The sequence below is a fragment of the Celeribacter baekdonensis B30 genome, assembly GCF_000299875.1.
In the GTDB taxonomy this organism is placed as follows: Bacteria; Pseudomonadota; Alphaproteobacteria; order Rhodobacterales; family Rhodobacteraceae; genus Celeribacter; species Celeribacter baekdonensis_A.
Genome location: NZ_AMRK01000006.1, coordinates 1 through 22,044 on the forward strand (window position 1 = coordinate 1; position 22,044 = coordinate 22,044).

General features: G+C 57.4%; 17 protein-coding genes. 5 read left to right on the forward strand and 12 right to left on the reverse strand.

Features of this window, described 5'->3' with window-relative positions; genetic code table 11:
* The 9 genes from B30_RS11645 to B30_RS11685 form a co-directional block, all read right to left on the reverse strand.
* Positions 1-974, reverse strand: a 974-nt coding sequence (locus tag B30_RS11645; RefSeq protein ID WP_009572275.1) for a PrpF domain-containing protein, incomplete at its 3' end; no start/stop codon positions are given.
* Positions 975-1,068: 94 nt separating this feature from the next.
* On the reverse strand, positions 1,069-1,671 hold the full coding sequence (locus tag B30_RS11650) for a glutathione S-transferase family protein (protein WP_009572276.1): 603 nt from the start codon (positions 1,669-1,671) through the stop codon (positions 1,069-1,071).
* Positions 1,671-3,038, reverse strand: a complete 1,368-nt coding sequence (locus B30_RS11655; protein ID WP_009572277.1) for an MmgE/PrpD family protein — start codon at positions 3,036-3,038, stop codon at positions 1,671-1,673. The genes B30_RS11650 and B30_RS11655 overlap by 1 nt, the downstream gene beginning before the upstream one ends.
* Positions 3,039-3,054: 16 nt before the next feature.
* Positions 3,055-4,410: an MmgE/PrpD family protein gene (locus B30_RS11660; protein WP_009572278.1), complete on the reverse strand. Its 1,356-nt coding sequence runs from the start codon at positions 4,408-4,410 to the stop codon at positions 3,055-3,057.
* 15 nt (positions 4,411-4,425) lie between these two features.
* Complete coding sequence (locus B30_RS11665; RefSeq protein ID WP_009572279.1) at positions 4,426-5,766, reverse strand: MmgE/PrpD family protein; 1,341 nt, start codon at positions 5,764-5,766, stop codon at positions 4,426-4,428.
* A gap of 81 nt (positions 5,767-5,847) precedes the next feature.
* A complete protein-coding gene (locus B30_RS11670; protein WP_009572280.1) occupies positions 5,848-6,576 on the reverse strand; it encodes an amino acid ABC transporter ATP-binding protein in 729 nt (242 codons plus the stop codon).
* Positions 6,577-6,686: 110 nt separating this feature from the next.
* Positions 6,687-7,811, reverse strand: coding sequence for an amino acid ABC transporter permease (locus B30_RS11675; RefSeq protein ID WP_009572281.1), 1,125 nt, complete (start codon positions 7,809-7,811; stop codon positions 6,687-6,689).
* Positions 7,812-7,814: 3 nt separating this feature from the next.
* Entirely contained in the window at positions 7,815-9,014 is a 1,200-nt protein-coding gene (locus tag B30_RS11680) for an amino acid ABC transporter permease (protein WP_226946231.1), read from the reverse strand.
* 93 nt (positions 9,015-9,107) lie between these two features.
* Positions 9,108-10,142 carry an amino acid ABC transporter substrate-binding protein gene (locus tag B30_RS11685; RefSeq protein WP_009572283.1) on the reverse strand — a complete coding sequence of 345 codons (1,035 nt, stop codon included), beginning with the start codon at positions 10,140-10,142 and terminating at the stop codon, positions 9,108-9,110.
* A 178-nt stretch (positions 10,143-10,320) separates the two neighbouring features.
* Between B30_RS11685 and metC the strand changes: the two genes are divergently transcribed.
* The 5 genes from metC (at position 10,321) to ggpS (ending at position 16,264) form a co-directional block, all read left to right on the forward strand.
* Entirely contained in the window at positions 10,321-11,490 is a 1,170-nt protein-coding gene (gene metC, locus B30_RS11690; RefSeq protein WP_009572284.1) for a cystathionine beta-lyase, read from the forward strand.
* Positions 11,491-11,653: 163 nt separating this feature from the next.
* Positions 11,654-12,295 carry a GntR family transcriptional regulator gene (locus tag B30_RS11695; protein ID WP_040402392.1) on the forward strand — a complete coding sequence of 214 codons (642 nt, stop codon included), beginning with the start codon at positions 11,654-11,656 and terminating at the stop codon, positions 12,293-12,295.
* A 608-nt stretch (positions 12,296-12,903) separates the two neighbouring features.
* A complete protein-coding gene (locus B30_RS11700; protein ID WP_040402394.1) occupies positions 12,904-13,971 on the forward strand; it encodes an NAD(P)H-dependent glycerol-3-phosphate dehydrogenase in 1,068 nt (355 codons plus the stop codon).
* Positions 13,972-13,974: 3 nt separating this feature from the next.
* On the forward strand, positions 13,975-14,757 hold the full coding sequence (locus tag B30_RS11705) for an HAD-IIB family hydrolase (RefSeq protein ID WP_009572287.1): 783 nt from the start codon (positions 13,975-13,977) through the stop codon (positions 14,755-14,757).
* 1 nt (position 14,758) lies between these two features.
* On the forward strand, positions 14,759-16,264 hold the full coding sequence (ggpS, locus tag B30_RS11710; RefSeq protein WP_009572288.1) for a glucosylglycerol-phosphate synthase: 1,506 nt from the start codon (positions 14,759-14,761) through the stop codon (positions 16,262-16,264).
* A gap of 43 nt (positions 16,265-16,307) precedes the next feature.
* On the opposite strand, the gene B30_RS11715 is transcribed toward ggpS, so the two are convergent.
* The 3 genes from B30_RS11715 to B30_RS11725 form a co-directional block, all read right to left on the reverse strand.
* Complete coding sequence (locus B30_RS11715) at positions 16,308-19,424, reverse strand: efflux RND transporter permease subunit (RefSeq protein WP_009572289.1); 3,117 nt, start codon at positions 19,422-19,424, stop codon at positions 16,308-16,310.
* Complete coding sequence (locus tag B30_RS11720; protein ID WP_009572290.1) at positions 19,421-20,797, reverse strand: efflux RND transporter periplasmic adaptor subunit; 1,377 nt, start codon at positions 20,795-20,797, stop codon at positions 19,421-19,423. Before B30_RS11720 ends, B30_RS11715 begins: the two co-directional genes overlap by 4 nt.
* Before the next feature lie 68 nt (positions 20,798-20,865).
* Positions 20,866-22,041 (reverse strand): acetyl-CoA C-acyltransferase, encoded by a 1,176-nt coding sequence (locus tag B30_RS11725; RefSeq protein ID WP_009572291.1) that lies wholly within the window; start codon positions 22,039-22,041, stop codon positions 20,866-20,868.
* Positions 22,042-22,044 lie beyond the last annotated feature (3 nt).

The following is a 22,044-nucleotide window of genomic DNA, read 5'->3' on the forward strand; positions in this document are numbered from 1 at the left end:
ACACTAACGGCCATCTGACCCGAAGGATGTTCTAACACAATCTCCAAAGGTCCACGCTCAGGCACTGAACAGAGACCCTCGGCCACTGAGCCGGGCAGCAAAAGGCAACTGGCAAGGCATTGTGCGCCGGTCACCGCCAAGGTCGGATGACAGCGTACGGGCATGAAATACCGCACTGACGCTTGTCCACCCTGCTGTGCGGGCGCGATCAGGGCAAATTTGGGCGTGACGCTATCGGACACGTCTCCCATCCCCATCAGTGCCCCTGCCTGGACTCGTATTCTTTCGCGACGTGCCGTGAAAACCATATTATCGTCAAGCTCTTGCGCCGTCTCATAGCCTGTGAGACCAAAGGTGTCGGCGCGTGCAATCACCACCGGCATCGCAACGTCAAGACAAGTGACTGGAATCCCGTCGATCACATCAAGAGGCAGGCCTGTCGGCAACATCATGCCAGTGCCTGCGCCTACGGTTTCGCGAAACATCAATGAGACGGGGGCCGCAGTGCCTGGAACACCGTCGATCGCAGCAGCGCCTTCATAGTGCATCTGCGCATTTGGCGTCTGGATCACAATGTCAATCAACGCCCCGGTATTAACTGCGCGCACCCTCACCGGGGTTTCCCGCTGTTGCGCCGTTATCAATCCCATCTCAATGGCCGCTGGACCAACCCCCGCCAACATATTTCCGCAGGTTGGTTTGAAATCGACACGCCGCTCCTCCACTGAAACCTGAGCAAAGAAATAGTCGATGTCGACATTGGGATCGTCTGACCGCGACAGCATTGCCACCTTCGTGGTGACGGCCACACCACCGCCAATCCCATCAATGTTGTTGGGTTGCCCCGCGCCCATAACTGCGATTAAGACTTGGGCCAATTGCTTGCTGTTTTCGGGCAGGTCCGCACGATTGAAAAAGGGCCCGCGCGACGTACCGCCACGATAAAACAGAAAAGGGAGGGGATGTTGTGACATGGCAAAGCTCTCCTGTCAGGGCGTCACTGGGGGCGCTCCGTTTGGTTCATGAAAGGGCTGGGGAATGGGCGCGGAGAGGCACCCCTTCGGGCGATCAGGTTAGCGCATCGCGAATATGCAGCCGATAAAGCGGATCTGTCTCAAGCGTTTCGCGATAGGCCAAAAGATGTGGCAGCTTCGGAAGGTTTGGCTCCTGCGCGCTCAAAAGCCCCAATCTATACACTGAGGGGGCCGCCGCGATGTCTGCCAGACTCAATGTGTCGCCTGCGATAAACGGGCTTTGGCCCAATTGCCAATCAAGCAGAGTAGCGGCCTCGATCACCGCAGCCAATTCGCCTTCGCCACCTGCCGCTCGCACTTTGCGCAGCCGAGTCAAAGGTGGCGTCAGTGACAGGGAAGTCCAGTCCATCCAGCCGTCTATTCGGGTCTGTTGCCTCTGATCTTCGGGCCACACGGTGTTGCGCTGTGTGCGTTTGGCAAGAGACCGCAGAATCGCGTTTGATTCCCATGCGACCAGCGCCCCATCGGTGATCACGGGAACCTTGCCAAACGGGGTGAGGCGTTCAAACGCAACAGTGTCCCGCGCGCCAGATCCGCGTCCCATAGGGATAAGATCAAAAGGCAGATCAAGCAGATCGAGTAGCCAAAAAACTTTGGCGCAATTTGAGGAATCGCGGCGAGCGTATAAGGTGATCATCAGCAGGCCTCCTTGGCGGAAACCCGTTGGAGGAGGTCTACGAGACTGTCCTGAGGTTGCAACGCAAGGCAGGCGGAAAAGGCCGCGCACGCACCTTGTTCGCCCAAAGTGCCTGCGGCACAATCGGTGAACTTCTCTTTCAGTTCTGTGTCACTCATTGGGTTGGTCGGGCCGCGGCCAAATCGGGTGGAGGCGTCGGCTTGTAAAATTGTCCCATCCGTCAAGGTCACGGAGACTTGGCCAAAATAGGCGTCCTCCTTTTGATGTCCTGTCGAGGTGATCTTTGGCAAAACGGCGGCACATTCAGGGGTCAAAAAGCTGTCATCCGCAAAATCCCCAAGGCGCAACCGCCCTGCCGTCAATGCTTTGGCGGTGAGGAACTGCACTGAAAACTTCGCATCAAGACCGGACTTTGGGTCGGAGCGATTGGTATGCGCCAAACGGCGTTCGTGGGTCTGAGTGGCAATCGAAGCGATGCGCTCGGGTGCGAAAATGCCATGTTCGGATACCAAGGCCAGCGCGGCATCAATGGCGGAATGGGCACTGCCGCAACAGGGGTGTTGTTTGATCGCAATGCCTGGATCAAGCAGTTCCAACGGCCCGTCCCAGCCCGTCAAAATCGCCTGGATGTCATAGGTGCCCGCACCATTGAACAGGTTGAAAAAACCGTAATTATGTTCAAACGCTTCTGGATTTGCACTCATGCCCTGCTGTGTCAACAGGGCGGCCAAGACGCCGTTATGTGCCGCTTGCCCCACATGTATCGGTTTGACCGGGGTCCCAAAATTGGATTTTAATCCTGTGGCCATTGATGCCGCCATGGCCAAAGTATTGGCCATAGCGGCAGCGTCAAAGCCCAACATGCGGGCAGAGGCGGCTGCCGCGCCAAAGACCCCAAGCGTGGCGGTCGGGTGCCAGCCTTTTTCGTAGTGATGCGGCAAAAGTCCGCGGGCGAGACGGGTTTCGACCTCGACCCCCGTCACATAAGCCTCAATGGCCTGTCCCGCGGAGGCATCAAGTTGCTCTGACAGGGCCAAAACTGCAGGCACGATTGGGGCCGACGGGTGCCCGCCCATCGTTGTCGAGCAATCGTCAAAATCCAACGCGTGCGCTGCCGTACCATTGACCATCGCGGCATGAAGGACCGACGCCTTTGCGCCACCCGCTCCCCAAAGAGTGGCCTCTCCTACGGCTGATGTGATCTCAAGCGTTGCCTCAAGAGTGGTCAGATATGGAACGGAGCGGCCGGCAAGGGCAACGCCAATCGTATCTGCGACAGCGCGGCGCGCGATGTGAAGGGCCGCATCAGGGAGCGTGTCGAGCCGGATCGACAGGGCGCATTCGGAAAGGTGTTTTGCGAAACTCATAGTGTTTTCCTCTGATCTACAGCGTGGCGGAGGCGATGGTGGTTGTGAGCTGTGCCACATCGGGCAACGAGTCGAGGCGCATCAGCATGTCAAACACCTCCGCAGTTCCTGCATCGCTCAGACTGCGGCTGGCGCAGTCGCGAAATTTGGCCTCAAGCATTTCCTGTGGCAGTGGGGATTCTGGTCCGCGCCCCAGGGGAACGTCGACGAACGCGCGAACTGTGCTGCCATTCTTGAGACGTACCTGCACCTCGGCACCATAATCGGAAAACTCGGGGTCGGTTTCTTCCATTCGAATAAGCTCCATCACCCGAGTGACCTCGGGATCGTGCAAGGCGCTCTCTTCGAAATGCTCAAGTTGCACTGCACCGTTCACCAACCCCCGCGCGACAGCATAAGGCAGGCTGAATTTGGCATTCAAAGCACTGGTTGCCGGATTGCGCACATGCGGCAAAAGTCGGCGCGGGTGCATCCGGACCACGACATCCGCGATCTGTGTGCTGTCGCTCAAAGGGCCATTGTGCAGTGCGATCACCGCATCAATCGCCGCGTGAACACTGTACACACAGGGGTATTTTTTGATCGAAATGCCAGGGCTCATCAGATCAAGCGGCGCGCCCCATCCGGTCAGCATCCGCTCAATTTCGTAATGGCCTTTGCCGTTGAAGACCTCCAAAAAACCCTGAGGATGTTCCATTACGGTGGGGGAGGCGTTGACACCGTCTGCGGCCATCAAGGCGGCAAAAAGACCATTTCGCGCAGACAGCCCTGCGTGAAGGGGTTTGGTGTCTGTGCCAAAATTGGCTTTGATGCCGGATGCCAAAGAGGCGGCCATGGAAATCGCATGGGCCATTTTTTTGGTGTCAAGTTTCAACAAAATGCCCGCCGAAACCACGGCGCCAAAAATCCCAAGCGTGGCGGTTGGATGCCACCCTTTTTCGTAATGGGCAAAGTTTACGCCCCGCGCAAAACGGGTCGCGGCTTCGACGCCAATCACATAAGCGTCGAGCAACTCTCGCCCGGTGGTCCCCATGGTTTCTGCCAGTGGAAGAATGGCCGGGATGATGATGACGGTCGGATGCCCTGAAAGCGATTTGCTGGTGTCGTCGTAGTCAAGTGCATGACCGGAGACACCATTCACAAAGGCCGCATCAAGGCGACTCAACCGCTCATGACGACCCAATACATGGCAGGGTCCAGTGCCATGAACGCCGGTCAAAAGCGCGGAGTGTGTGGTTTGGCTTTGGGCGCCCAACAAAGCGCAACCGATCATGTCGGCAATCGCCACACGGGCAAAACCCAAAGCCTCTGGGTCGAAATGTTCGGGATCAAGCGCTTGCGCGCGCGTGGCAAGCTCAAAAGACAAAGACATGGTTTCCTCCGGTCTTTATTTGGGGGGCGGGGGGCATATCGCAGCGGTGATCGGCGCGAGCGAGGGGAAGGTTTCAAGCTGCATCAAGGCGTCAAACAGCGCGGTGCTTTGATCCGAGGGCGGGACGCAATCGTGGAATTTTGCGCGGACCTGTGATTGGGTCATCGGATTGGACGGGTCGCGTCCCATGGCCACGGTCGCCTCTGCGGACAAATGCCGCCCATCCGCGAGCCAGACATGAACAAGTCCCATCGAAAGCCCCTCCTCGTGCGGGACCAAAGCGACCTTGGCGGCCAAAGCGACCACAGTTGGGTCAAGCACCCGTTCTGGATGAAAATCATCCAAGCCGACGGTGCCGTCGATCAGGGCACGGGCTGTGAGGTGCTGGGTTGAAAACTTGGCATCCAACCCGTCTTTTGGCATTGGGCGATCAATGTTTTTGAGCCGTTTGTGATGGAGCGCCACCTCAATGCGCTCAATCTGAGCGGTCTTGATGTCACCGCGCAGCTGAGCGGCGGCATCGATCGCGCAGTGAATAAACGCACAACACGGATATTGCTTGATCGCGATCCCAGGCGACAAAAGTGCAAAGTCTTTGCCCCAGCCGTCCAATGCGGGGCCCGGATCAACATCAAAGCTGTCACCAAAGGCTCGTAAAAAACCGAATTTATGTTCAAGCGCACTCAGGCGCGCGGTGTAGCCCGCTTCGGCCAACAAAGCCGCCTGAACACCATTGCGATTGGCCTGTCCGGCGTGAAACGGTTTGGTCATTGTGCCGGAATTGGCCCGAAGCCCCGCCGCAGAAGAGGCTGCTATCGACATGGCGGTGGCGGTATGTTCCGGCGATAAACGCATGAGATGTGCGGCGGCCACTGCAGCCCCGATCACGCCAAAGGTCACCGTCGGATGCCAGCCACGTTCCGCATGGGCAGGATTGGCGATCCGCGCGAGGCGAATTTCGGCCTCCACCCCGGCGACATAGGCGGTCAGGACCTGTGCACCGGAGGCGTTGCGTGCTTCGGCCAGTGCAAAAAGGCCGGGGACAATGGACACGGACGGATGGCCGTCCATCTCCAAATTGCAATCATCAAAATCCAATGCATGAGCAGCAATGCCATTGATTTGTGCGGCATCCAAAGGATGCAGCCTGTGCCCGGTTCCAAACACCAGGGAGGGGCCGGGGCTTGCGGGCAAAACGCCCACAGCCAGTCGCACCGCAGGTTCATTGACCCCGGCCAAAGCGCAGGCCAGCGTGTCCGTGATGGCGCGTTTGGCCCAGTGCTGAGCAGGGTCAGAGAGGTCACACAATCTGAGCCCTGACGCGAGGCGCGCAAGGTCGAGTGTCAAAGCGGACACGAGGGATCTCCTTTAGCCAAGAGAGTATGTGGGTTGTAAAAATGTGGGGCGGATCAGGGGAGAACCCGCCCTGGGGAGGCCTTAATGTTTGAGGATTTGTTCAAGGAACAAGCGCGTCCGCGGGTTCTTTGGATTGCCAAAGAACTCTTCAGGCGTGCCGCTTTCGACCGTTTTTCCATCGGCCATGAGGATCACATTATCCGCGACAGTACGGGCAAATCCCATCTCGTGGGTGACACAAATCATCGTCATGCCGCTGTCCGCCAGTTCAATCATGGTATCGAGCACCTCTTTGATCATTTCAGGATCAAGCGCAGAGGTTGGTTCGTCAAACAGCATGATTTCGGGTTGCATACAGAGCGAACGCGCAATCGCGACACGCTGTTGTTGGCCGCCAGAAAGTTGAAGCGGGTATTTTTGTGCCTGCTCTGGAATGCGAACCTTTTCAAGGAACTGCATCGCCAACTCTTCGGCGTCTTTCTTTTTCATGTGCCGCACCAGCATCGGTCCGATGGTCAAATTGTCGAGGACATTGAGATGTGGAAAAAGATTGAACGACTGAAACACCATGCCAATGTTGCGGCGGATTTTTTCGATGTTTTTTACATTGTCGGTCATCTCGATACCGTTGACGATGATCTCGCCTTTCTGGTGTTCTTCGAGACGGTTGATGCAGCGAATAAGCGTGGATTTTCCCGACCCGGAAGGGCCACAGATCACCACACGTTCGCCTTTACGGACGTCAAGGCTGACATCGTGTAACACCTGAAAATGGCCATACCATTTGGACACATCCCTGAGCTTGATCATGGGCCCTTGGTCAAGCCTCTGAGAGGGTGAGGGTGAGGGTGAGGGTGAGGGTGAGGGGGATTGAGTTTGGGCGATGATGTTGGACATGAGTATCTCCTATCCGGGCACAGTCAGATGCGACCCGAGTTGATCCATTTTTCGACTTGGCGTGCATAGAGGGAGAGCGCGTAGCCAAAAAAGAGATAGACAGCGGCGACGAATAGATAGGCTTCGATATAATAGCGGCGCCATAGTGGGTCCTGCATCACGGCAGTGGTCGCCGTCAGAATGTCAAAAAGCCCGATGATGATCACGAAAGACGTGTTTTTCATGGCCGCGATGATGTGGTTGGTGATCGCCGGAAGGCTGATACGCAGCGCTTGCGGCAAAATGATTTTGCGGGTGGTTTGCCAATAGCTCATGTTGAGCGATGCCGCTGCTTCATATTGGCCAGTGGGAATGGCCTGTAGCCCGCCGCGGATCACCTCCGCCTGATAGCAGGCAAAGAAGATCGCAATGCCCACTGTGATCCGCAACAGCTTATTGACCTCAACCCCAGCCGGTAGGAACAACGGAAACACGTTGACCGCGACAAAGAGGATGGTGATGAGCGGCACGCCACGGAGCGCCTCGATGAAAACCACGGAGACGCCGCGCGCCACAGGCATCGGCGAACGCCGCCCCAAAGCGAGCACAACGGCAACGGGCATCCCAATCAGAACCGTTCCGGAAAACAAAATCATCGTCAGCGGCAGCCCGCCCCACTCAGACGTCGGAACGTAAACGAGACCCAACACGCCGCCGAACATCAGGATGCCAATCGAGGTCACGGAAAGAATCCACAGTGGGATGAGGATTTTAAAGTTCCAAAGCTTTGGCATCAACGACGCCACGATCGTGGAGAGATAGACCACCATCATAATCACCAGACGCCAATGTTCGTCATAGGGATAAAGCCCAAAGAGCATCGGGCGGTGTTTTTCCACGATCACGGCCCAACAGGCCCCCGCCGCCGCGCGGCAGACGTCCGGGTCAGGGGTGTAGAATACGGCGTCAATCACTCCCCATTTTAACACAAACCAGGCAAAGCGAAGCAGGAGCGCCGCAACGACAAGCGTCATGAGGCTTTGCCAAAGGGAGGTGAACAGGTGTTTTTGCACCCATTTGGCAAAGGGTACTTTTGCATTCGGATCGAATTGCATCACGGGTTCAAGGGGGGTGGCCATTTTCGGCGCGTGTTGAGACTGTGTTGTCATCTTTTAACGCTCCTTGATCGCCACGAGGCGGTTGTAAAAGTTCATAAAGGTGGATGTGATCAGGCTGATGGTCAGATAGACGAGCATCATTACGGCAATCGCTTCAACGGCCTGCCCCGTTTGGTTCATAACTGTATTGCCGATATTGACGAGATCAGGATACCCGACCACCACCGCAATCGAGCTGTTTTTGATCAGACTCACGTATTGGCTGGTCAAAGGCGGAACGATGACACGCAAGGCCTGCGGCAGTACGACATAGCGCGTCACAAACCATGGACGAAAGCCCATCGAACGGGCCGCTTCGATCTGTCCCTTTGGCGTGGCCTGAAGACCGGCACGCACGATTTCTGCGATAAACCCAGAGGCATAGAGTGCGATCCCGATCAAAAGGGCGGTAAACTCCGGCGAGATGGTGACGCCGCCTTGAAAGTTAAAGCCTTTTTGCACAGGATAGCTAATGGCAGTGGGCGCGCCGCCAAACAGCCAAGCCAGAACCGGAAGCCCGATAACAAGTCCGATAGAGGGCCAGAGCATATTTACGTATGTTCCGGTACTTTCACGATGGCGTCTGGCCCAAATCGACCCGAGAATGGCCAAGACGATACCAGCCACAAGTGCAATTCCCATCGTAGAATGGATCGGATGCGTTGCGGGCACAGCAAAGGTCAGACCACGATTGGTGAGAAAGCCGACGCCATACACCTCAACCGCATTGCGCGCATTTGGCAGGTTGCGCAACAGCACCGACCAAAAGATTACCTGCAGGATCACCGGGATATTACGAACGATTTCAACATATCCTGTCGCCACTTTGGACAGCAACCAGTTGCTTGAGATCCGCGAAATCCCGACGGTGAACCCGATAAGGGTCGCCAAAAAGATTCCGGCTGCGGAGACCGACAGAGTGTTCAGCAGCCCGACAACAAAGGCGCGGCCATAGCTATCGCGCGCGCTGTATGTGATCATCTTTTCGCCAATGTCGAATTGCGACGTTTGTTCCAGAAATCCAAATCCCGTCGCGATATTTTGCGCCCGCAGGTTTTCGACAACATTTTGGTAAAGAAAGAGACCGATAAAGATAACGACTGCCGCCATGACCACTTGGGTCACAGCCGTTCGAAAACTCTTACTGTAGAGAAGAGTACTGAGCGTCTGGCGCGGTTTGGCCCCGCGCTGATCACTCCCATCAATATGTGTCACTGATTGCTCCCGTGAGGTTTTGGATATCATGCTTCATACGGCTGTCGCCGGACTTCAAAACGTCACAGCCGGGCGACAGCTCCCGCAAGCGGGTTACTTGATTGGGAAACCGTAAAGCAGACCTCCATCGACCCAAAGAGTGTTCAGGTCGCGATCCAATTCCACCGGGCTGCCCGGGCCAAAATGGCGCGCATAGATTTCTGCATAATTTCCGACTTGGGTGATGACGTTATAGGCCCAATCCTCACTCACACCGAGCTTGGAGCCATAGTCGCCCGTGACCCCCAAAAGCGATTGAATATCCACGTTGTCAGAAGATTTCATGTCGCCAGCATTCTCAGAAGTGACGCCCAACTCTTCGGCGTTAAACGTGGCATAGGTCACCCATTTCACCAAATCGTACCACTGGTCGTCGCCTTGGCGTACAGCCGCGGCCAGCGGTTCTTTGGAAAAGATGCCGGGCAAAAGCACATGTTCTGCCGGGTTTTCGGTGTCATAGGCGCGCACACCTGGAAGAGCGGCCTTGTCTTTGGTCAAGGCGTCACATCGTCCGGTGACATAGGCATCGACAAGCTGTTTGTTGTTTTCGATCACAACAGGTGTGTAGTCCATGCCGCGGGTCGCAAAAATTTGCGCCACATTGCGTTCTGTGGTTGAGCCGGGGGCAACACAAATGGTGGCCCCATCCAGATCTTCGACCGTTTTCACGCCAGAGTCGGCATGCACAAGAAAACCTGTACCAGTGTAGAAAATCGGTGGCGCGAAGTTCAGGCCAAGTGCCGTATCACGCCCCAGCGTTGCAGTCACATTGCGCACCAAGACATCGACCTCGCCAGACTGAATGGCAGGAAAACGTTGTTGCGATGACAGGGCGACAAACCGCACTTTGTCCGCATCGCCAAAAACCGCGGCGGCAATAGCGTGGCAGTAATCCACTTCAAAGCCATCCCAATGCCCTTTGCTGTTTGGCGCAGCAAAGCCGTGACGTGCCGGATGCACGCCGCACAGCACTTCACCACGCTCTTTGACGCTTGCAAGCGTATCGCCCGAATCAGCAAAGCCAGCGCTCCCCAAAGTGGCAAGGCCGATGGCGCACAACGCGGTTTTCAGTTTGAAATCTTTGTTCATTTTTAGTCCTCATCTGTTGGGTCTTTGGCGTTCTTGGGTCCGTTCGCACTGACGGATTTAGTCATGTCGTTGACGCCTTCTGATTCTGTGTATACAAATGTTTTCAGTAGAGTGCAACAGCGAGCAAAAGCATCGCAAAGACGCCGCGCATACCGAAAATGACAAGGAATCCTCGTTTATGACCTCTGATGACATGGAATTTGACACCCAACTCACACAGTGCGGACGCAACCCAGCTCAGCACTTTGGTGCCGTGAATACCCCGGTCTACCGTGCTTCAACGATCCTCTTTCCCACTCTCGCCGCATTGGATGTCAAAGAGGGCGCGCGCCTGCGGTATGGACGTCGTGGCACGCCCACAACCCATGCCCTCGAAGATGCCGTTTGCACATTGGAACACAGCGAACGCGCTCTGGTGACTCCCTCTGGTGTCAGTGCCATTTCAAATATTCTGATGAGCTTTGCAGAACCCGGTGCCCATTTTTTGGTAAGTGACAGTTCCTATGGTCCAACCCGGAAATTTTGTGATTTCGTATTGCGGGGATTGGGTGTGGAAACCACCTATTACGACCCCACGCTTGGCGAACGTATCAGCGAATTGATCCGCCCTGAAACCAAACTCATATGGATGGAATCTCCCGGATCGCAGACCTTTGAGGTCCAGGATGTCGATGCTATCGTTGCTGTTGCGCGCGCGCATGGCGTTGTGACAGCAATCGACAACACATGGAGCGCTGGCTACTTTTTCCAGCCGATGACACATGGTGTCGACATTTCCATGCAAGCTGGCACCAAATACATCTCCGGGCATTCCGACATCATGCTGGGCACCATCGCCTGCACAGAAGAGATTTATGATCGTTTGCGTGAAACCTATCTGCGGTTTGGATTTTGCGTCAGCCCAGATGACGCCTATCTCGCCTTGCGTGGATTGCGGACCATGCCACTGCGGATGCGCCAGCACCACGCCAGCGGGTTGGCCATTGCAGATTGGCTCGCGCAACAAGGTGAGGTGATCCGGGTGATGCATCCCGCGCGCCCACAAGACCCGCATCATGCGCTTTGGAAAAACCAGTTTTCTGGCGCGTCCGGTTTGTTTGGCTTCGTTATCAGTGAAACGGATCGCGGCCGTCTCGCCCGGCTGTTCGATGGCCTGCAATTTTTTGGCATGGGCTCAAGCTGGGGTGGTTTCGAAAGCTTGCTTGTTCCCACAAATCCGACAGTTTATCGCACCGCCACCGATTGGACTCCAATGGGTCAAACCATACGCATTCATGTGGGGCTTGAGGATCCAAAAGACTTGATCCGTGACCTGCGGACGGGATTTGATCGTTTGCATGATGCGTAGCCACACGTGCGACGCACTTGTGGCGCTGTGCGGCATAGTGTCCTTGAGGTCAAGCTTGGCTTTCACTGGGACCTTATGTATACAGACCTGGCGCGGCCCATTCCTTTCCGGGCCGTGTATTAGGGTGCCCCAACAGAAAGTTTCATCGGTCATGAAAGCCATAATGGAAAAAAACATGCATCGCGGCACGCCTTTGGAACAACTCCTGGATGCCATCGAAGATGGGAAACTGACACCGGGCACTCGGCTGCGGGAAACCGAATTGGCCGAGCAACTTGGGATTTCGCGCACCCCGGTACGCGAAGCTTTGCACCGGCTTCATGCGATGGGACTGGCCGAACATGGGCCACAGCGGGGATTGATCGTCTCACATCTGGATTACGACCATTTGCGCCAGCTCTTTGCTGTGCGTGAAGGCTTGGAAGGTATGGCCGCGCGGCTTGCCGCGGAATACGCCACCCCTGCCGAAATTAGCCTGTTGCGAGAACTCGTCAGCTTAGATGTCGGGGTGGACAATCCCGACACGCTCAAAACCCACAACAAACAGTTCCATCTGCAAATTGTGCGCGCCTCTCACAATGCTTATATGATTGATGCGCTCGCAAACCTGCGTATTCATCTCAGCTTGTTGCCCGGTTCAACCTACAGCATTGCGAAACGGCGCGTCCAAGCACAGGATGAACATCAAGCGATCATTGACGCGGTTGCGGCGCATGACGGAGATGCTGCGGAACACGCTGCCCGTGTGCATATTAAATCTGGGTACCGGGCGCGTTTGGAGCTATTGTCGTCTCAGCAAGGCTGACGATCCAAATCCGCTCCAGTCCTTGGACCAAAGATTTCGCCCAAAATGGCAGCATGAGCCCGCCCTTCCCAAGCTTCACAAACTAAGGCCTTTGCCAGAGGTTTTGTCAGCATGGAGCGTGGACGCCAAGCCACGCTTTGTGGCAATGAACGCGGCGAAAAGCTGGATCGCTCCACCATCACCTCGAACGGTGAATGGTCCTGTGTGGATGGCTCCTGCATTGCAAAAAACGACAGACCCTGTGCCCGTTTTAATCGGTGATTGAGGGTGGTATCTTTGCTGCGATTGATCCTGCGGATCTGGAAAGATTTTGTTGTGATATCAATGCTATTTTCTGCAATGCGGCGTGGTGGGTTGAAAAAACTCTCAAAAAAGACTATCTATGCGACGTGGTCCACGCGGCGGACCCGTTCGGTCTCTCATAGATCGACCCGTAGAGCGCGACGCCTTTCTGGCTGGTCTTTGCTCCTTGCCGCGCTGCCTTGGTGATGAGGCGGGTGGGGCGCGCAGAACCTGAATAACAGAACAGACCTTAGAGCACCCAAAAGGAGCTCCCCATCAAGGATTCTATCTCCCATACCCCGTCGCTTCCCTACAACCGCATCGCTGTGCTTGGCGCAGGCAGTTGGGGGACAGCGCTCGCTACCGTTTTGGCCCGCAATGGACGTGAGGTGCGCCTTTGGGCACGCCGCCCCGATCTGGCGGAACGGATCAATCTCACTCATCAAAACTCTGACTACCTGCCCGAGGTCGACCTTCCAAACGGTCTGACCGCCACTGCCGATCTGGCTCATGCGCTTGCGGGTGCTGAGGCCGTTTTGATGGTGACGCCCTCGGCCACGTTACGTCCGATGTGTCAGGCCATAGCAAGCCACCTGCCAACGGGCATTCCGATCGCATTGGCCTGTAAGGGCGTTGAACGTGGCAGCGGATACCTTTTGTCCGAGGTTGTGTCCGAAGAACTGCCCGGCCATCCGGTTGGTGCGGTTTCCGGGCCGACCTTTGCTCATGAAACCGCTTTGGATCATCCGACAGCGGCCACAGTGGCCTTTCCCTTCGCCTATCAGGATCGGCTGACACCGGAAAGCAGCCCGGCTGTCCGCCTCTCAATGTCACTGTCTGGCGGTGGGTTTCGGCCCTATGTTTCTGACGATCTTGTCGGGGTTGAAGTCGGTGGGGCAGTTAAAAACGTGATCGCCATTGCCTGTGGGATGATGTCGGGCGCGGGTTTTGCCGAGAACACCCGCGCGGCGTTTATCACCCGTGGCACCGATGAGATGAAGCTTTTGGCCCAGACGCTTGGCGGCAAACGCGAAACCGTCACCGGCCTGTCCGGGGCGGGTGATCTGACGCTGACCTGTTCTTCGACCACCTCGCGCAACATGTCCTTGGGCTATCAATTGGGTCAGGGCATCGCACGCCCGTCCTGTTTTGAGGGGCGTTCGGTCGTGGTCGAAGGCGAGGTCAACGCCGCCTCTGTGACCGATCTCGCGCGTCGTCTTGGAGTCTCCATGCCGATCTGTGAGACGGTGAATGCGGTGTTGCACAAAGGGTCCGATTTGCGTGAGGCCTTCACCGCATTGTGGTCTCGCCCGATTGAGGCCGAACCCTATGCGCTTGATCTCTCAATAGATCATCCTTCCCCCGATCTTCCGCTACAATTCGGAGCCGTTTGACTCATGAACGTACACACCACACCGCGCCCGGCCATCGCCGCGCGCCGCTTTACCCTTGCGACCGACCTTGATGGCACTTTCTTGGGCGGCACGCCTGAGGATCGCCAACGCCTTTACTCTTGGATCGAAGAGAACCGCGACAGCGTGGGTCTGATCTTTGTCACCGGACGCGACCCGGAATTTATCATGCAGATGTGCCGCGAGCAGGGCCTGCCGTGGCCGGAATTTGTTGTCGGCGATGTTGGCACGACGATTGCCGAGGTCCGCCCGGACGGGTCCATCGCCCCGATTGCCACCCTCGAAGAAGACATCGCCGCACGGTGGAACGACCAAGGCCAAGCCGTGCGCGAGGCCTTTGCCGATCATCCGGGGCTCAAGCTCCAGCCCACCGAATTTCGCTATCGCGTCAGTTACGATCTGACGCCGACCGGCTATGACGTGACGGCGGAAGCGAAGGTCGAAGCGATGGGGCTCGATTGGCTCATCTCCGACAATCGTTATTTCGATGTCCTGCCAAAAGGTGTGTCAAAAGGCCCGTCGATCCGGCGTTTGATCGACCATCTAGGCATTCCAGAGGAGCGTGTTCTTTGCGCCGGGGACACGATGAACGATCTGTCCATGTTGATCTCTGGCCTCCCATCCGTGGCCGTCGGCAATTCGGAAACCGCCCTCATGCAGCGGCTTCATGACATAGATACCGTGTATCACGCCAAGGCCCATGGGGCCGCCGGTATTTTGGAAGCCATCGCCGCGTTCGAGCTTCACGATATCCCAAAAGGAGTCTGATATGTCATCTAATCTTGTCATCGTTTACCACCGCCAACCTTATGAAGAGGTCGAGGTGGATGGGAAAATCGAATACCGCGAAAACAAAAGCCCCAACGGCATTGTGCCCACGCTCAAAAGCTTTTTCGGGCGTGTCGACAAAGGCGCGTGGATCGCGTGGAAACATGCGAAAGACCCCGCCAACCCCGAGTTTGAGCGGGTGATCGAAATTGACGATGCCTATGGCACCTATACCGTCTCGCGCCTGCCGCTGACGCCGGAACAGGTTAAAAGTTTCTATCATGTCTCTTCGAAAGAGGCGTTTTGGCCGATCCTGCACGGGTTCAAAGAACGCTACAACTACGATCCCGTCGATTGGCCGACCTTTCGCGAGGTGAATTGGGCCTTTGCCGAAGCTGCCGCCGCCGAAGCCGCCGAAGGGGCGGTTGTGTGGGTCCATGACTACAACCTCTGGCTGGTGCCGGGCTATTTGCGCACGCTGCGCCCGGATGTCAAAATCTCGTTTTTCCATCACACGCCCTTTCCGAACGCCGATATTTTCAATGTGCTGCCCTGGCGCAAAGAGATTTTGGAAAGCCTCTTGGCCTGTGATGTCATCGGCTTCCACATTCCGCGCTACGTGAACAACTTTGTGTCCTCCGCCCGCTCCCTGTTGGAGGTCGACACGTTGAAACGCGAAAAGGTTCACCCGGATATGGTGCCCGAAACCTCTGCGCTCTCGGAACAAAGTGTGGTCACCGAAATCGGCTATGAGGGCCGCACGGTGCGCCTTCAGGCCAGCCCCGTGGGCGTTGATGTCGATTATATCGAAGAGGTGGTGGCCAATGAGGCCACGGCCAAACGGGTCAAAGAGATCAAGCAAGAAATCGGCGACGGACAGCTCATCCTTTCGGTCGGGCGCACCGATTACACCAAGGGCGGGATCGAACAGCTGCAAAGTTTTGAGCGGATTTTGGAAACCCGTCCTGACCTGCGCGGCAAGGTGCGTTTGATGCATGTCTCGGTGGCGGCCAATTCCGAAATGACCTCCTATGAGGAAATCCAGCGCGATCTTGAACATCAGGCGGGGATGATCAATGGCCGCTATGGTAGCTTCGATTGGCAACCCGTCGCGCTGATTTCCCGGCCGGTGAAATTCACCGATCTCGTGGCCTATTACCGCGCGGCCGATGTGGCGTGGATCACGCCTTTGGCCGATGGGATGAACCTTGTGTGCAAGGAATATTGCGCGGCGCGCACCGATGGTGACGGGGTCTTGGTGCTGTCCGAATTTGCCGGGGCTGCGGTGGAATTGGCCTCGGCGGTGCCGACCAATCCGTTCTCGCATAAGTCGATGGATGGCGCGATCCAATTTGCTTTGGAAATGCCAGAAGAAGAACGCCGTGGTCGGATGAAGAAAAACCGCGAAAAGGTCCGCACTCAGGACATTCGGTTCTGGGCCGAGGACCAAATGCGCGCCTTTGGCGAAGAGATTTTGCCCGCGCGTCACGCAGAGAATGCAGCGTAATCTCCTCTCTCTTTGGCTCGGTTCGAAAGGATCTCTCTCGATCTTACGCCTGATCCACGCTCTCACGCGGGATCGGGCGTTTTTTTCCAAAGTGCAGATCATCCAAAACCGCGACCACAGCGGGCGTCACAAACAGCGACAAAACCGTCGCAACCGTTAGGCCAAAGGCAAGGCTGGCGACAATCGGGCGCAGAAATTGCGCCTGTGTGCTTTGCTCAAAAAGCAATGGTCCAAGCCCGACCACCGTGGTCAAGGAGGTTAGGAAAATCGCCCGAAACCGTTCCCGCACCGCCTCGCGTCCGGCCTCGATGATCCCGCTCCCAGCGTTGCGTTTGTCTTGCATGAAGGCATCCAAAAGGATCGAGTCATTGACCACGATCCCGGCCAGCGTCGCCAGTCCCACAAGGCTCGGTAGCGACAGTTGCAATCCCAAGGCCATATGCCCCCAAACCACGCCGACCAGCCCAAGCGGGATGGCGGCGAGAATGGCGACGGGGCGCAGGAAACTTTTGAGATGAAACGACAAAAGCAGGAAAACCCCGATCAAGCCGACGATCATATTGCGGCCCAGGGAGGCCCCAGTGGTGGCGGTATCTTGGGCCTCACCCAAGATCGAAACAAAGACGCCGGGATGGCGCTCTGGCAAGGTCGGTAGGTAGTCCGATTTGAGCGCGACCATCAGTTCGCGCGCATTGGCAATGGCCGGATCAATCGAACCCTGCACACGCACCGTGCGTTTGCCGTCGACCCGCGTGATCGTGTCAAAGCCACGGGTCAGGCGCAGATCGGCCACGGCGCTCAGCGCCACATGAGTGCCATTCGCGGCGGGAACGCGCAGGTCAAGGATATCGGACAGGCTGCGCCGATCGGTGGCGGCAAGGCGAGCAACCACATCGACCTGACCGTACCCATCGACAAAACTCACGGCACTGTCGCCCTTGAAGGCTGCGCGCAGTTCGTTCCCGATGGCTTGAGGCGTGACGCCAAGAGCATTGGCGACTTCAGAGCGCAGGGTCACAACAATCTCGGGCTTGCCGGGTTGCAGATCAAACGTCACATCGCGCACACCGTCAAAGTCGCGGAAAAACCGCCGAATTTCACGCGCGGTGACGGAGAGTTCATCCAGATCATCGCCGGTCAAGCGCAGGTCAATCGGCTTGCCGCCCGCACCGCGTTCTTTGTCGGTAAAGCGTAGCGCGGCCATGTCCGGCATCGGCCCGGTGAGTTTTTTCCATTGGCCGAGGATGTCTCCGACCGCGGTTGTGCGCACACCTGCGGGTAAAAGCGCGGCGCTGACCGTGGCCATATGCGCGCCCGATCCCGCCGCATCCGTATTGACGCCATAGGTGATCGTGTAGCTTTGGACCAAGGCCTGTCCGTCCGGTTGATCCGGGGTCCAGTCGGCGTTCATCTGTTCAAGGGCTTTGACGACCTTGGCGACCCGTTGCTCGGTCCGTTCCAGAGGTGCACCTTGCGACAGCAATAGCCGCGCTTCGACCGTGTCGCTCTCAAGCGTCGGGAAACTTTGATATTTGATGAAACCGCCGGTATAGGGCGCCACGGAAAACAGAATGACAAACAGCGTCAGCCCAACAGTCAGATAGCGATAGCGCAGCGCCAGTTCGGCCAAAGGCACGATGGCGCGATCTCTGAGGCGCTCAAACAGACCATTGATCCACCGGCTGATCTGCCCCGGACGCATATCGCGGTCCAGCGCATGACGCATATGCGCCGGCAAGATCAAAAACGCCTCAACCAAACTGACGGTCAGCGTGATCAACAGCACAATGGGAATGTATTTCAGGATCGCGCCAATACTGCCCGCCATATAGGCCAGCGGCCCAACGATCATCGCAGTGGTCAGAAACGAGGCGATGACACTGGGCAACACCTGACGCGTACCATTGACGGCGGCATCGCGGGCGCTTTCCCCGGCCTGGCGGCGGCGCACAATGTTTTCAGAGATCACAATTGCATCGTCCATCAACAGCCCGACCGCGACCAACAGTGCCACCATGGTCATCATGTTGATGGTGTAGCCCAAAAGCTGCATCGCAAAGATTGCGCCGAGGAAGGACACCGGAAGCCCAAGGGCGACCCAAAACGACATGCGAAATCCGAAAAACAGCCACATGGTGAAGAACACCAAAATCAGCCCCTGAAGGCCGTTGTCTCCGATGATCCGAAGCCGATCACGAATATTGCCTGTTGAGTCTTGTGAAATGGCGAGGGTGATGTTGCCGGGGGCGTCGCGTTGCGCCTCTGCAACTTGACGGTCGAGCGCGGCTTTGACCCTGAGGGCGTCTTGGCTCGCGGTTTTGCTCACGGCAACAATCGCGGCGCGGTTCTGGCCGAAATAGCTGGCCTGAGACGGATCATCAAAGCCCGCGCGCACCGTGGCCACATCGCCCAAGCGCACATCTCCGCCGCCGGAGCGGCTGATCAAAGGGATGGTTTCCAACTCGGCGGGCGTGCGTTTTTCGGCCAAGAACCGGATTGCGGCATCGCCGGAGGCGCTTTCGAGCGAGCCTGCGGGCATATCGAGGCTGTGTTTGGCCAAAAGAGCGGTGATTTCAGACATGTCGAGGCCGAAGCGTTCGAGCGCAGATGCATCGAAAGTGATGGCAATTTCGCGATCCGAGAAGCCGTTGACTGTGACTTGCGAAATCTCGGGGTCGGTGCGCAGGCGATCTGCGAATGTTTGGGCATAGGCAAAGAGTACCGCCGGATCATCCGGCCCGATGACCGCGACAGAGGCCACAGATGCCACACGTTCGACCACGCGGGTGACCGGGTCATTGGCCTTGGCGGGTAGGGTGGAAATGCCGCCCACCGCGTCTTTGATGTCATTGTGGAACCGTGTCATATCGGCCCCCTCAAAGATCACAGCGGTCAACACGGCGGCGTTTTCTTGCGACAGACAGGTCAGTTCATCCAGGTTGTCGATCTGCAAAAGCGGCTCTTCGACCACGCTACAAATCCCGGTTTCGACCTCAGAGGGCGCAGCGCCGGGATAGGGGATGCGAATTTCGACATCCGTTGGCGCGACCAGAGGAAAGGTGTCACGTTGCAACATCGGCAGAGCCAAGAGGCCCAGCCCCATGAGGATGATCATCAGGATATTGGCCGCCGTCGGGTGCGTGGCGAAAAGACGGATCATTCCTGCGGCTCCGATTTTTTACCCATGCCGGATCCTTGGCCGGATCCTGCGCCTGACCCGCCACCTGAACCGGGAACAGGCGCACCCGCGGGTGTCCCCAAAGCGGCGGCGGCGAGACTGGCGATCAGGGCCGTATCTTCGACGGGTTTGACCGCCATGCCGGGCACCGCAATGGTCGGATCGGTGACGACAAGCACGTCGCCCGCGCTCAGGCCTTGTGTGACCACCGCGATGTCATCCGAGGTGAAGCCAACCACAACTTTGCGGTTTTCAAGCGTGCCCTCGGCGGAGACCACTAAAGCCGTGCCGTCGCGCACCGCGTCACTTGGCACAACAATTTGCGCTGATTTGGGGGCGGACAGAACCACCTCCACAAACATATTGCGGCGCAATGGCGGGCGTTCCCCGGCCACGCTTTGCCCCAGCGGATCAGTAACGCGCACAACGATGGCCGCGCTTTGGGTTTGGGCATCAATCGCCTCGCCAACACGTTCGACTGTGGCGGGCCAGATCACGGCATGGTCCGGCGCGGGAATGCGCACCTGAGCCCGTAGATCGAGCGCGCTCGTGCCCTCTCCCGCCAGTCGCAACAGCGGGCCAATGCGGCCAATCGGAAACTGCGCAGCAATGTCCACAGCTTCGGTGCCCTCTGCGGACAAAAGTGTTTGCCCAGCCCCGACAAATTGACCCAGATCGGCGGTCACCTCCGTGAGACGCAACTCATAAGGCGCGCGAATTTCGGTAAAGCCAAGGGCACGTTCGACGGAGGCGCGTTGGGTGGCAAGCACATCGCGATTGGCGACATTGAGCGCGCGCTGATGTGTCAGCTCAAGATGTTTGGTGCGGGCTGTCAACTCTTGTCGCCGGGTCGCGTCAAGCGCGGCTTGGGTGACCACGCCTTGCTCCGCCAGCGTTTGTTGCCGCGCCAATTCATTTTGCATCAGGCTCAGGTCGGCCTGCGCCAATTCAAGACTGGCACTGATCGTGTCGTCTTGCAGCCGGGAGGAGGCCAGCTGCGCGTCGATTTGCGCCAAATCCAGACGCAGATCGCTGTCATCTATCCGAAACAACAGTGCGCCTTCGGGCATCACCGCGCCGGGGGCAAGCCCTTTCGCTGTCTCGATGATGTCCCCCGGAACCCGCGCCACGGCGCGCCATTCGCGCACCGGGGCAACGGAGCCATAGCCGATCACATGCGGCACCATGTCGATCGGCTGCACGGTGATCACGCGCACGGCGGTGGGCGGACGTTTGACCTCTGCGGCGGCGGGGGCCTGTCGCAGGGTGTCCGAGTACAAAACACTGGTGATCCCAAGGGCTGTTGGCAGGGCAACAGCCAAAGCCCGAAGAAGAAGTGTGGTTGATCGTGCCATGGTGCCCCCGGTGTCCGAATCTGATATTCATATAACTCTATACAAAAGATTGGGCCCCGGGATGTGAATTAAAAAATTTCAAACAATCCCGCCGCGCCCTGGCCACCGCCAATGCACATTGAGACCACACCATAACGTGCAGCGCGGCGTTTGCCCTCAAGCAAGATATGCCCGGCCATGCGCGCGCCCGACATGCCATAAGGATGGCCGATGGAGATCGCACCGCCGTTGACGTTGAGTTTTTCATCAGGAATGCCAAGCGTGTCGCGGCAATAGAGCAATTGCGCGGCAAAGGCTTCGTTGATCTCCCAAAGATCAATATCGTCGATGGTCAGGCCTGCACGTTTTAAAAGTCGCGGAATGGCATAGATCGGACCGATGCCCATTTCTTCGGGGGCGACCCCTGCCACGGCAAAGCCTCGGAAGGCGCCAAGCGGCTCTAATCCACGTCTTTCCGCCTCTTTGGCCGACATGACGATACAGGCAGAGGCCCCATCCGACAGTTGGCTGGCGTTGCCCGCCGTGACGGATTTGTCCGGGCCAAGCACGGCTTTGAGACTGCTCAACCCCTCAAGCGTTGTACCGGGGCGATTGCATTCATCCGCCTCCAGCCGCACGGTCTCCTCATGGCTTTCGCCTGTGGCTTTATCCGTCACGGTTTTAATCGCCTCAACAGGGACGATTTCATCGGAGAATAGACCCAAATCCTGGGCCATTGCGGTTTTTTTCTGCGAGGCCAAAGCATAGGCATCCTGCGCCGCGCGCGTAACGCCATAACGTTCGGCCACCACTTCGGCGGTTTCGATCATCGACATGTAATAGGCATCCGGCACGCCCGGAGATGGGTAGCGGTAGCCGTTCCAGTGAGTGTTTTGAACCAAGGAAATAGAGTCTAATCCCCCTGCAAGCGCCACATCGACGCCCTCCGCCATGACCATATGGGCAGCCGATGCGATGGCATTGAGACCCGAGGCGCATTGCCGATCCAGAGTGACCCCCGCGACCGTATCGGGCAGCCCTGAGGCCAGCACGATATGGCGCGCGACGTTGATGCCGGTGGAGCCTTGGGTCAGGGCCGATCCGAAAATGGCCTCTTCAATCTCACCCCCTTCAAGACCTGCACGCGCCACGGCAGCACGCACCGCATGGGCGGCCATGGCCGGGCCTTCGAGGTTGTTGAACGCGCCACGATAGGCTTTGCCAATCGGCGTGCGGGCGGTGGAAACGATAACGGCTTCGCGCATGAG